This window comes from Aquimarina sp. AD10, assembly GCF_003443715.1.
Lineage (GTDB): Bacteria > Bacteroidota > Bacteroidia > Flavobacteriales > Flavobacteriaceae > Aquimarina > Aquimarina aggregata.
In genome coordinates, this window is the sequence record NZ_CP031965.1 from 4,700,295 (window position 1) to 4,715,281 (window position 14,987).

Annotated in this window: 3 protein-coding genes; all 3 read left to right on the plus strand. The window is 35.5% G+C overall.

Going from position 1 to position 14,987, the window contains the following annotated elements:
* Positions 1–35: 35 nt before the first annotated feature.
* The 3 genes from D1816_RS19585 (at position 36) to D1816_RS19595 (ending at position 14,879) form a co-directional block, all read left to right on the plus strand.
* A complete protein-coding gene (locus tag D1816_RS19585; protein WP_118505114.1) occupies positions 36–6,992 on the plus strand; it encodes a PKD domain-containing protein in 6,957 nt (2,318 codons plus the stop codon).
* A gap of 424 nt (positions 6,993–7,416) precedes the next feature.
* Positions 7,417–10,818, plus strand: coding sequence for a PKD domain-containing protein (locus tag D1816_RS19590; protein ID WP_118505116.1), 3,402 nt, complete (start codon positions 7,417–7,419; stop codon positions 10,816–10,818).
* Between the two features lie 95 nt (positions 10,819–10,913).
* Positions 10,914–14,879 (plus strand): PKD domain-containing protein, encoded by a 3,966-nt coding sequence (locus D1816_RS19595; RefSeq protein WP_118505118.1) that lies wholly within the window; start codon positions 10,914–10,916, stop codon positions 14,877–14,879.
* Positions 14,880–14,987 lie beyond the last annotated feature (108 nt).

Below are 14,987 nucleotides of genomic sequence, written 5' to 3' on the forward strand. Positions count from 1 at the left end.
CTATAACCAATTCTACACAAACTTATCGCTTACTTATGAAATCAAAAAAGCATACTACAAAAAGTTGGGCTTTCACCTTTGTAAAAAACAATATTCGCAAGCTTTGCGTTATTGTATTATTAGTTACACTAGGTGTTGCTATTAAGTCGTTTAGACAAGTATATGATGGCACGGCAGGTCCCAAAATGACTACGCAAACCTGGCCGGCAGGAACATTTTTAGCCAATTTTCCGGAAGGAGACAGAATTAATACCTACCACCGTAATTATTTATTTATGAGTGGTCAGGCAGGAACAGGTGTCTGGGATGTATCTAATCCAACAGCACCAAAAAGAATACAGTTTAGTGACGCTGCAAATAATGGTCACAGATGGTGGAAATTAGAAGGAGATTTATTTTATAGAGAGTATTCTGTGCCAGAAGTAGAAGGTACAGGCTATAAATATCTGGATCTTTCTGATATGTTGAACAGAAAACCGGTAACATCTTCAGATATATTATATACTGTAAAAGATGGCCAATCAAATTATGATAACCTAGAAACGTTTCCGCATACCATAGATGGTAGTCGAGTTTTCGATATGAGAACAGGAGCGCAAGTAGATGACATTCCTGCAACAGTTTCTTTACCCGATGTTGTAGTTCGTGTAGGAAACTATGTGTTTTATGCTCCCCAAACAGGAGATATTAGTGTGTTTGATTTTGGAGATCCTAAAAATATTAAATTTCTAGGTTCTTTTGGTGGTGATATCCCACATGAACAGTACAGTACAGGAATCCAATTATGGAGAAATTACTTGGTCTTTATGAGCGGTAACCAAGGACCAGATGCATTAGTAGGTTTTGATATTAGTGACCCAACAAATGTTAAAAGAGGATTCAGTTTACATTCTGATCAAATAACTCTAGGGCGTTATATGATTTTTCAGGATGAGTACGGATTCTCAGGAAGATTTGATAGAGGCGTAAAATTCAACTTTGAAAAAATGGAGGTTGAACAAGAATTTTTCCCTCCATCTAGCGATGAAACACTTCAATTTATAGATAACCAATGGATGCCTATTGGGCATATTCTTGTAGCAAGTGGAGATGATAAGACTTCTATTTTTGCCCATCAAGACGGACTGGATATTAAACCACCAACAGTAGGACATCATTTTCCGGTTGCGGGTGCTATAAACCAGCCGCAAGCAACAACATTAGGTTTTGTTATAAATGAAACATTAGATGATCTTACCTTAAACGATCAAACAATACAAGTAAGCCCTTTAGGAGGAGCACCTATAAAAGGTGATGTAACTACAACCTCATATCAAGTAGTTAATTATGCTCCTAAAGAAGAATTACTTCCAAATACAACTTATGAAGTAAAATTTGTTGAAGGAGGAATCAAAGATGCTGTTGGTAATGGGATGGAAGAGTATATTTTCTATTTTACCACAGGAGGAGATACAACTAATCAAGCTCCTGAAATTGCAGGAATAGATTTAAATATCCCTTCTCCTGTAGCCATAAATACTGCTGTGGATTTTACAGCAAATGCGACAGATGCAGACGGAAATACACTTACATATAGATGGGACTTTGGCGATGGTTCGCCAAAAACAGCATGGATCGGTAAAACAGCTTCACATACCTATACTGAAGCTGGTAATTATCTTGTTCAGGTTCAAGTTTCAGATAATAATGGGGGCTTTGTTGTAGGTTCTCAATCTATTGTTGTAGTATCTGGAACTGCTTCAACCCTACCTACCCAGTCGGGACCTATAGCAGTAGATGCTACAAATAGAATTACTTGGTCTGTAAATCCAGATAATAATACGGTTACTCTTATAAACGCCGATAATTTAAAAGTTATCAAAGAAGTAACAGTAGGACAAGATCCTGTAAATGTTGCATTAGATAATACAGGTAAAGCATGGATTTCTTGTAGAGATTCTGATGAGGTATATGTATTAAATACAGATGGAACTTTAGTGTCAAAAATAGCTTTACCAAAAGGATCACACCCTTATGGTATCGTTTTCACACCAGACGGTAGTCGTGGATTTGTATCTGCTTTTGGATCAGGAAAAATCATAGAACTAGCCCCTTCAACAAATACAATAAAAGCATCTCTAGATATAGGTGCTACTCCAAGAGCATTGGCTATTACAAGCGATGGAGAAAAATTGTTGGTGACTCGATTTATTTCTGAAGACGCTGCAGGAGAAGTTTGGGAAGTGAACCTAAATACTTTTACATTAAAAAATACAATCGCATTAGCAATAGATGATTTTACTGTAGATAATGGAAATGAAGGTAGAGGATTACCTAATTATATTGCAGGTATAACTATTCATCCGGATAATACATCGGCTTGGTCAGTAGGTAAAAAAGATAATATTCTACGTGGGCTAGCAAGAGACGGAAAACCTTTAGTTTTTGATAACGTTGTACGTACAGCGATTTCTCCTATAAACCTAAGTACGAGTAAAGAAGAACTTACTAAGAGATTAGATATTGATAATCACGGACAACCTTCTTCAGCACTTTATACACCAACAGGTAACTACCTTTTTGTGACCATGCAAGGTAATAACAGAATAGTTGTTATAGATCCAAAAAGAGGATTAGAATTATTAAAGAAAGATGTTGGAAAAGCACCGCAAGGATTGGCAATTGATCCAACAACAAATCGTGTTTTTGTAAAAAACTTTATGGACCGTACTGTTTCTGTATTTGACGCATCTGATATGATCAAAAACGGAAGTAATACCCTTAAAGAATTATCAACAATAAATACAGTTACTACCGAAACCCTTTCTCCTGTTGTGTTAAAAGGAAAACAAATTTTCTACGATGCTGCAGATTTAAGAATGGGAACCGATGGATATGTAAGTTGTGTAAGTTGCCATAGTGATGGTACGCAAGATGGTCGTACCTGGGATTTTACAGATAGAGGAGAAGGATTAAGAAATACAATCTCTTTAGTTGGTAGAGCAGGAACTGAACATGGTAGAGTACACTGGAGTGCAAACTTTGATGAAATTCAGGATTTTGAAAATGATATTCGATTCCATTTTAATGGTCAAGGGTTTATGAGTGATGCCGATTTTAACAAAGGAACAACTGCGTTATCTCTAGGCGATACTAAAAAAGGAAAATCAGCAGATTTAGACGCTTTAGTAGCCTATATAGAATCACTAAATACATTTGATCCTAGCCCTTATCGTAATCCTAACGGAACATTAACTACAGATGGTGTTGCAGGAAAATCTTTATTCGAGGATTTAAAATGTAATTCTTGTCATAGTGGTGAAGCATTTACAGATAGTAAAACTGGTAAAATGCATGATGTAGGAACCATCGTAACAAATAGCGGAGGTCGATTAGGTAAAAAACTAATCGCCTTAGATGTACCTACATTAAAAGATGTTTGGGCAACAGCACCATATTTACATAATGGTTCTGCCAAAACACTAACAGAAATATTTACAAAATATAATACCAATGATGCTCATGGCGCCACTTCCACCTTAAGTGCTACGCAAATGATGCAATTAGAAGCTTACCTTAAACAAATAGATGGATCAGCTGTATCGCCGGCAACACAACAAACACTAAAAATTGCATCTCCCTCAGATGGAACCGCTATCGATAAGGCTGATCCTATTAAGTTAAGCGTAGATACTAATATTACGGGTATTACTAAAATTGAATATTACGTAGATAATGCTTTAGTCGAAGAAGTGACTACAGCACCTTTTGAGTCTACATGGACTCCAGTTATTTGGAAAACATATACAATAACCGCCAAGGTTTTTTATAACAATGGAAATACAGCTTCTATAACTCCAGAAGTAAGTATAAAATATAAAAATACGATCGAGGTAATGTTTGTTGTAGGTGATAAGAATAATTTAACTTCAGAAGACCAACGTATTAAATCCCGTTTGGAGCAAAAATTAGGTTTTGAGATAACATTGTTTTCTGATGAAGAAGCTACAAGTCCGCAGTCTGCAAATCCGTTCGATATGGCATTGATATCTTCCACTGTAGATCCTAGAGAATTAGGAAATGATCTTGAGGCTGCCAAAGTACCTTTGATGACATGGAATCCTTTTATGTATGGTAAGTTAAAACTAACAACGGGTGAGCTAAATACAGGTTTTGGATTTACAACAGAAGGGTTTTCAACTATTACAGTTTCTGATCCAACACATCCAATGGCGGCTGGAGCAAAGGCAAGCACTGCCTTGTATTCTATTACGCAAAGTCTTCCTTTTGGAAATCCAACAGCAGATGCTATTGTGGTTGCCAAAGCAGGAACAAAACCAATTTTATTTGGATATGAAGCAAGTCTTGATATACCTTCAAGAAGAGTAGCTTTCCCATTAAGAGACCAATTCATGCATTTATTAACCGATGATGGATTAAACATGTTTGATGCGGCAGTATTATGGACACTTCATGGCGGGGATGCCAATGTCCCCATAGGCCCCCTGCCTGATGTGTTCTTTGAATCTCCATTAGATGGTGAATTAGTTAATACACCTTTAGAGATTAGATTCAAAACTGAAGGATGGTCTATACCTTCTCAACAATATAAGCTTAGGTTTAGAATTGATGGGCAAGATAGAGGTCTTGTTAGTAGTGGTGGAGTACTTACAGATCCTACTGTTTTAACAGAAGGACCACATGAATTATCGTTACAAATGGAACGTAGTGATAATTCACTCACCGATCTTGGAGAAACAATTACTGTTATTGTTACAAAAGATCAGTTGCCAAAAGATCCTACCGCAATCATTCAATCTCCGACAGATGGAGGTTTAATAGGAACCAGTTTCGATATAGAATTTTCAACCTTTAAATGGGATATTGCACCGGGAGGACAACATGTTAAATATTTTATCGATGGTGTTGAACAAGGATCTGTTTTTGAAATAAAACCTATTCCTGTTACCGATCTTGCCGAAGGGAAACATACTATAAAATTAGTGTTAGCCAAAGCAGATGGAACAGTAACTGGAGATCCTGCCGAAATTACTGTTACGGTAGATAAGAGATTTAGTAATTTGCCAGACACACCTTTTAGTCTAGAATATCGTGATAATAGCACTTCAGCAGGCACTGTAGAGTTAAAACCGGTATTTCAAATAGTAAGTGAGGCTACAGAAGCTGTTAATCTTGCAGATTTTAAAATTAGATATTGGTTTACTCCAGACAATAATGTACCAATGGTATTTAACACAGATTATTCTGCAGTAACTGGTACAACAGGAAGTTTTAATACTACAGGAACGCATGATTATCTTGAGATTGGATTTGGCTCCTCTTCTGGAAGTTTGGCAGCAAACGGAAAAACCGGTGAGATTCAGACTAGATTACATCATTCAGGATTTCAAGCACATGATCAAAGTAACGATTTCTCTTATGATGGTGGTAAAAGAGCTTTAACCCCTCATGTTTTAGTAACACTTTATCGAAAAGGAGTTTTAGTTTGGGGATTAGAGCCATCAGGAGGCCCAACAGATACTAACGGTAAACCAACGGCAAACATAACTTCAAATACCACACAGGGTATGGTGCCATTAGCAGTTGCTTTTGATGCTTCAGGTTCTACTGATCCGGACGGTGATGTACTATCTTATAGTTGGGATTTCGGAAACGGTGATACAGCTGTAGGAGTAACTACTTCATACGAGTTTAAAGATGTTGGAGACCAAATTGTTACTTTAACAGTAAGCGATGGTAATGGTAAAACAGATATAGCTACTACAACAATTAAAGTGCTGTCGCCAGCAATTTCTGTAGAGGCTAATTTTGTTGCTACACCTGTATCAGGTACAATTCCATTAGTAGTTGATTTTGATTCTTCATCATCAGTATTTCCAGTAGGAAGTACAATTAACTATACATGGGACTTTGGAGATGGAAGTACAAGTGATGTGCCAAATCCTTCACATACATATTCATTATCTGGATCTTATGCGGTTACGTTAACTATTAGTGATGGTATAAACTCTGATATTTCTAGTGTAGTTACAATTACAGCAAATGAACCAAATGCACCTATTGCAGAGGCAATTTTTGTTGCCGATGCAAGTACAGGAGTTGCTCCTGCTATCATTAATTTTGATGCATCTGCTTCAACAAGTACAGGAGGTAGTATTACCTCATATTCTTGGGATTTTGGAGATAATACTACCGCTACAGGAGTAAATGCCTCTCATGAATTTAGTGTTGCTGGAGTATATACTGTTACATTAAGCGTTTTAGATGCAGTAGGAACAACAGATAGTACAACAAGCACTATTACAATAACGGATCCTGGAAGTACAGATAGCTGTAGTTTTGGAGCCCCTCAAAGTTCAGCGTTACAAACTCTAGAGAACTTAAGTTATACCGAAGTTCATGTTTTAGGAACAGGAGGACCGGATTTGAGTAATATGACTAATTTTACTATAAATTGGAACTTAACAAATAATGGACTGTACCAGTTATCTATGAATACGAACAATGGTAATCCATCATGGTGGTTGGATTTAACAGCAAGTATAACTAGTCAAAACTTTAACGAAACTCAACCTGCGATAACATTTTCAGGAACAGGGATTGCAAATTTTGATGGTGTGTATAGCGCTACAGTAGATGGTGATAACTTTGTATTGGTATCAAATAGTGGTTTTACGCTGTATTTCAGTAATAATGGTAATGCACCGAATTGCCAAACCACAGCTGTTGTTACAAAAGCAGTTATTGATAATGCTAAAACAATAAAAGCTTTTCCTAATCCTGTTATAGATAATTTGACCTTGGTAGGTGAACAAGATTTTAGAGGTACTGTTATTAATATTGTTGATATTGCCGGAAAAGTATTGTCTACTCAAATAATTCAAACAAATTCAAAACAAGTACAGATAAATATGAATACTCTGGAAAGTGGAATTTATTTTGTGCAAATTCGTAAACGAAATAATACTATAATCAAGCAAGTTATTAAATAACACAAACATATTTATATAGGTTAGCAGTCAAGTATTTTTATTTTTTTTAAAATTCTTGACTGCTTTCTGTTTTTGCTGGTTTATATAATGGTTTTAAAGAAGAATACTTTAAGAATAAGTGTATTAAATGATAAAATAGTATTACAACTTAGAGGATTTTGAAATTACCTTTATAGTATTATTTTGATAGGAAATATGCCTGTATTCCCCTTCAATTTATAAACAATAACTGAATTTATTAAAGGTTTTAATAGTAAATATTATGTGCCTCTGTATATGATCAAAGACAGTTAATCTTACCCCCCTCTTATACATACCAATATCATTATATGGGTGAAACTGCATATAAATAAGTCTACCTTAATTAAATCAGTAAAATTTCTTAAAACACAAATTATTAGTGACTTAACTTAATTACACAATTATGAAAAACATTCTTAAAAACTTGCTTATTTATTGCTGCTTTTTATTGAGCGCAAGCTATTATCTACAGGCTCAAACTCCTGGGTTTGTATATACCGAAGGTGAAAAATTTATGCTAGATGGTAGACCATACTATTTTTCTGGAACAAATGTATACGATTTCTTTACTTATGGATCTTCAAGTGGAGATATTGAAACTCAGTTTATGGATAAAGACCGTATCGATGAGCATATGCGAAGATTATATGTGAACGGAGTGAGAGTAGTTCGTTTATGGGGATTCAGCCATGAAGATTGGCATGGTTTCGAACCACAAAAAGGGGTGTATAGTGAAGGGCAGTTTGCTCTATTTGATTATGTAGTAAAATCTGCCGAAGCAAATGGTATTAAATTAATTGTAGCCCTAGAAAACTACTGGAACGATTATGGAGGAATCAAAGATCGGCTTAAATGGGAAGGTATCGATGTTGCTGGTGCAGGGACACATGATCAAGGGCAGTTTTTTACAAATGCATCTGCAGTACAAGGATTTAAAGATTATGTAAAATATTTTATTACTCGTGTTAATCATTATGATGGAGTAGAATATAGAAATGACCCAACAATCTTAGCATGGGAGTTAATGAACGAGCCACGATACCAAGGTTTTGGAGATGATCTAACTTCTGATACTTTAAGAGCGTGGGTAGATGATATGGGAGAATTTATTAAATCCATTGATTCAAAACATCTTTTAGGAACAGGTTTAGAAGCACATGGTGCAAAATATGGTTTTGGTGGAGATGAAGGAAATGATTTTATTAAAATTCATCAATCTCCATTTATAGATTTTACATCTGCTCACCCTTACATAAGAGAAAGCTGGTCAAATTTTACCTTAGAACAAACCATGAAACTTATGGCACAATGGGCAGACGAATCTCATAACATCATCAAAAAACCATTGTATATAGGAGAATTTAATGTAGAAATACAAGAACGTTTTGAGTGGTGGGAAGAAATGTATCGTTTCATAGAAGAAGAAAAAATTGGGGCAAGTGCCTTCTGGTGGTTTCCTGATAATAAAACACCACGAGACAAATTTGGAGTTTTTGAAGGAGATACTGAAGTAGGTATATATAAAGAACATGCTCTTAAAATGGACGAAATGTCGGGAGGTGAGGCTATCTATCTTTCCTTGATGTCTCCAAAATCTGGTGATAAATACGTTTCAGGAAGTGATGTACATATCGAAGCTAATCTAATTAATGAAGATAGAAATGTAGCTAAAGTAGAGTTTTTTAGTAATGGTGTTTTAGTAGGAGAAGATGCTATCGCTCCTTATGAACTTGATCTCAAAGGACTTCCTGATGGGCAGTATACAATAACTTCTATCGCTACTGGTACAGGAATTAATCCTGTTAAAAAAACATCAACACCACGAAATATTCAAATTGGAGGAGAAGGTGTATTAACATTAGAATATAAAGATGCTTCTACAGCTGTTTTAAGTAATGTTATAAAACCACACTTTAGAATATTTAATAACTCATCACAAGGAGTTTCTTACTCAGATATTAGTGTTCGTTATTGGTTCGAAACCGAAGAAGATTTACCACTAACTTTTTCTACAGATTATGCAGTAGTAGGAAATAGTAATGTAAAAGGAAAGTTTGTACAGGTTGAAGGTAATTCATATTACCTTGAAGTTACTTTTGATCCTGCAACAGGAATATTAGGAAGAAACGCAGGATCTGGTAGAGTAGAAGCTAAAATTGCAAATAGTAGGTATTCTGAAACAAATCAAGCCAATGATTATTCCTATGATAGTACTAAGAAAGAATTTGCTCAGTGGGAAAAAATAGGATTATATCTTAACGGAAAGTTAATTAGCGGTATCGAACCTGGTACAACCGTCGATACGCCGACCGCAGCTATTACAGCGTCAACTACATCAGGAAATGGGCCTTTATCGGTTACATTTGATGCCTCGGGATCAACAGACCCTAATGGAGATGCATTGACCTATACTTGGGATTTTGGAAATGGTGATACGGCTGCAGGAGTTACAACTACCTATGAATTTACCGATTTTGGTGATAAAGTAGTAACATTAACCGTAAATGATGGTAATGGAAATTCTGATACAGAAACAATTACGATTTCAGTTAATGATCCCAATATTGCTCCTGTAGCAGCCTTTACAAGTAGTCAAGGTAGTGGAGTTGCACCAGTTTTAATAACCTTTGATGCTTCTACATCTACAGATGCAAATAATGATCCATTAACATATGCATGGGATTTTGGAAATGGCGATACGGCAACTGGAGTTACTACTTCTTATGAGTTTACTACAGTCGGAGAGTTTGAAGTAAAACTCACAGTAAGCGATGGAAAATTAGAAGATAGTAGTACTAAAACAATTATAATAAGTGACGGAAATCCTGTTGCTAATATTGCTGCAAATGTAACTTCTGGAACTGTGCCTTTAGAAGTTTCTTTTGATGCTTCTGGTTCTGTTGATCCGTCAAATAATACTTTAAGTTATTCATGGGATTTTGGTGATGGAACATCGGGTACAGGACAAACCATAATTCATACGTTTACTGCTATTGGATCCTATACGGTAATACTACAAGTTGATAATGGTCTAGGTGGAGTGGATACTGATACCATAACAATTCAAGTGCAAGATGTACTTCCAGTTTCAGATATTTCAGTAGAATATAGAGATGGAGGTAATGGAAACTCGTCTGATAATATGATTAATCCACATTTAAAAATAGTAAATGATGGAAATACAGCTGTTGCCTATAGTGATCTTACAATAAGATACTGGTTTACTTCAGAAGAAAATAAAGACCTAAATTTTTGGTGTGATTGGGCACAATTAGGAACTAGTAATGTCAAAGGTGTATTTGGAGAAGCCAACGGAGTAGATTATTTGGAAATCTCTTTTGATGCAACTGCAGGTACTATAGCTGGATTAACGAATTCGGGAGATATTCAAACAAGATTTGCAAAAGCAAACTGGAGTGGATTTGACGAAACAAATGATTACTCTTATGATAGTTCAAAAACATCGTATACAACACATGATAAAATCACATTATATCGTAGCGGTGGATTAATATGGGGTGCAGAACCAGTTGCACCAGTTAAGAGTCAACAAATAGAGAATACTGCATTAAAAGTAACTGTTTCTCCTAATCCAGTTGTTAATGATTTGACATTAAATACAAATTCAAGCCTTAAACATGCTAGTGTTAAGGTAACAGATTTTTCTGGAAAAATATTTTATGAAAAGCAAGTCCAAAACGATACCGATATGGTAAAGTTAGATTTTACACAATTACAATCAGGGATTTATTTTGTCCAGATTCGACAAGGTCAAAATATGACTGTTAAGCAGGTTATTAAGTAATAGAGTTTTAACTATTTCTGGATGTACTCTTAAGAAAAGTTTTTTAAACACTTCTTTGCGGTATATCTGGAAATTGTTATGCTAAATTTTAAATTATGAATACGATAAAAATTAAATTTTTAAAAATAGTATCGATTATATGTATGGTCGTATTTGGAATGAGTCATCAAACCTCATTCTCTCAAAATACGATTCGCGTAGATCAAGGTAAAATCTATTCTTCTTGTAATGAAGAAATAGTAATGCGGGGAGTTAATGAAATGTTTGTTTGGTCACAAGATAGAACAGGAGAAACAATACTGCCAGAAATAGCAAAGACCGGATCTAATGCAGTGAGATTGGTATGGACTACTGAAGGGGCAGAAGCAGAACTTGATAAATTAATTGATAATAGTATAAAGAATAATATGATACCCGTTGCCGAATTACACGATGCAACAGGGGATTTTAGTAAGCTACAGCAATTGTTAGACTATTGGAAAAAACCAGCAGTTTTATCTACAATTCAAAAATATAAGAAATGGTTGATTGTAAATATTGGTAACGAAGTTGGAAATGGATCTGAATCTACAGCACAATGGGTAGATTACTATAAAGATGCTATTACACAATTACGTGATGCAGGAATTGATGGGCCGCTAATGATTGATTGTGGGGGATATGGAAATAGAGAGAGTTATTTTTTGGAAGGTGGAAATGAGTTACTAGAATTTGACCCGAAACACAATATAATATTTGCTGTTCATACTTATTGGACAAATGGAGATGATCAAGCTAAGGTTGATCGGTTAAACACCATGATTGAAGATGCTAAATTAAAGAAGTTACCTTATATCATTGGTGAAGGTCCACAAGTAGTTGCATCTCCGGTAGCATGTGGACAGAGTTTTCCATATAAAGAAATGATGAAAAGATTACAAGAAGAAGGAATAGGCTGGTTATCTTGGTCTTGGGGAGCAGTAAATAATAATGATTGTGGATCTCCAAATAGTAAATTAGATATTACTACTGATGGTAAATTCGGAAGTTGGGCTACGGCTTTTGCAGAGGAAATGTGCATTTCAGATATCAATTCTATAAAGAATACATCAATAATACCAGCATCTATGATAGATGGTACTATTGCTGCTTGTGGAGCAACTTATACTATTACTGCGTCTTCAGAAGTTGGGGGATCAATCTCACCCTCAGGAACTGTCGTAGTCTCTGAGAATGATAATCAAATATTTGATATCAAAGCTAATATCGGTTTCAAAATTAAAGACGTTCTTGTGGATGGTGTTTCTGTAGGGGACGTTAGTACGTATACATTTTCTAGTGTAAAAGAAAATCATACAATAGCAGTTACTTATGCTACAGTTCCTCTTCCTCCACAAATACCATATGTAAACGGGTTACCTCAGGCTGTTCCGGGAAAAATCAAAGCTGATAGTTTTGATTTAGGTGGAGAAGCAGTAGCATATCATGATATCTCTTCTGGAAATGAAGGAAATGGAATAAGACAAGATGAAGATGTAGATACAGAAACAGCTGGAGATGGTGGAAGTATCGGTTTTACTGCAGTAGGAGAATGGATAGAATATACTGTAGATGTCGCAGAAGCAGGTACCTATAGTGTTGAGGTGTTGGTTGCTTCTCAAAACTCGAACGGACAATATCATATAGAGTTTGATGGTAAAGATGTTACAGGTATCCAGACAGTATCAACAACAGGTAGTTGGACAAGTTTTGTTCCGCATAAAATATCAAATGTTGCTCTTACTTCAGGAGAACAAGTAATGAGAATGTTTATCGATAATGGAGCATTTAATTTTTCTACAATAACGTTTACTAGTGATGGAACAACTAATAATACACCTACAGCTTCATTTACAGCTACTCCAGAGTCAGGAGTTTCCCCATTAGAAGTTAGTTTTGATGCTAGTGCTTCTTCAGATCCTAATGGTGATGCGATCACATATTCTTGGGATTTTGGTAATGGAGAGACATCAACATTAGCGACTCCTAAAGTTACTTTTACAGATATAAAAACGTATACAGTAACACTTACTGTAAGTGATGGTACTAATGTATCTAGTGCAGTGACAAAGGATATTGTAGTTTCTGATGGAAATATAGCACCAGTTGCTAATTTTACGGCTACCCCAACAGCAGGTATTGCTCCTGTAACGGTTAGCTTTGATGCATCTACTTCTACAGATGAGAATGGAGATACATTAACATACGCTTGGGATTTCGGAGATGGAAATACCGGAGTTGGAGTTACTGCCAATCATACCTATGCATTAATAGGAGAATATACAGCTACTTTAACAGTAAGCGATGGTAGTAAGACAGGAACATCTACACAAGTTATTAAGGTAACCGATGGTAGTCCTGTTGCTTCGTTTACAGCAGATGCAGAATCAGGAGTAGCACCATTAGCAGTTAGTTTTGATGCTTCTGGATCTGTTGATCCAATAGGAGGAACTCTTACGTATGCTTGGGATTTTGGTAATGGTGAGACAGCTGCTACTGCAATTGCTTCTACTATTTTTACTACTGTAGGACAATTTACAGTAACACTTACAGTTACAAATGCAGCTGGTGACACAGCTGTTGAAACTAAAACAATTAATGTAACCGATGGTAGTGTAAGTTGTACTTTTGGAACACCAACTGTTAACACTCTAGCATCTATAAGAAACTCATTTGAAAACATCTTTGTTTTAGGAGAAAATGGTCCAAACTTAGATAATGTAACAAAATTTATTGTGAATTGGGACCTTGTTAATAATGGATTGTATGAGTTTTCTATAAGTACAAATAATGGCACTCCAACCTGGTACACTAATTTATTGCCAAAAGTTACACAAAACTTTAATGCTGCAGAACCATCAATTACAATTACAGGTTCTGGGTTTACAGGATTAGATGGTGAATATTGGGCAACAATAGATGCTGGTAATTTTGTATTGGTTTCAAAAACAAGAGGGTTTACTTTATATTTCAGTGGATCAGCTATAGCACCAGATTGCGGAACAACTACACCAAACCCTACAGTTAATGGTGGAGTACTTGCAGGAGGTCCTTTTACGTTTACAGTTGGAGATGGTATCGCAGATAACGTTTCAGGAATAACATTAACAGATACGGTAGGAGATACAAATCAATGGATAGTAACTGATGCAGCAGGTAAGATTTTAGGATTACCAGCTTCTCCAGAAGTAGTTGATTTTGATGGAGCTGGAGTAGGAAGTTGCTTTATTTATAATGTAACATATAACGGAACAATTACAGGTCTTACTGCAGATGCATTAATTTCAGGCTTATCAGGAGATTTTGATCTTTCAAATAGTATTGAAGTAGTAAGAAACCCAGTTTCGACAGGAGGAGATTGTACTTTTGGAGCTCCGTTGGCTAATGCATTACCAGCACTTAATTCAAAGTATGAGAATATATTTGTTCTAGGTGCAGGAGGTCCAAATCTTGATAACGTTTTAGATTTAACAATCAATTGGGATCTTTCAAATAATGGATTATATCAATTTTCTATGAATACCAACAATGGTACTCCAGATTGGTATAATGATTTCTTACCAAAAGTAACTCAAACATTTAATGCTGCACAGCCAGCGATTACAATTGCAGGTTCTGGATTTACAGGATTAGATGGTGAATATTGGGCAACAGAAGATGCTGGTAATTTCGTGTTAGTTTCAAAAACAGGAGGATTTACTATTTACTTTAGTACATCTGCTACAGCACCTGATTGTAGTGGTATTAGTTCTGATGCGATACAAGCTCAGCCAGATGTTGTAATAAGCCCTAATCCTGCTTCAAACTTGATCAATGTTTCATTGAGACAAGGAGATGAAAAGAGTAGTAGTAAAATTACGAATGTTCGAATTAGACTATTTAATTTAATAGGTAATGTCGTTAAAGAGCAACAGGTAAAAGGCCAAGAAAATCAATCAAAAATTCAAATACCTATAATAGGTTTAGAACCGGGTGTTTATATTTTGGAAACTTTTGATTTTACTTCAAAACAAAGAACAGAAAGTAAAATAGTAATAGAATAAGTATACTTTTTGAGTCTATAAAATGGAGAGAGATTTTATATCTCTCTCCATTTGTATTTTATAACGTTTTCATGAATTGAAAATACAATGCCAATTTATTGTTAAATG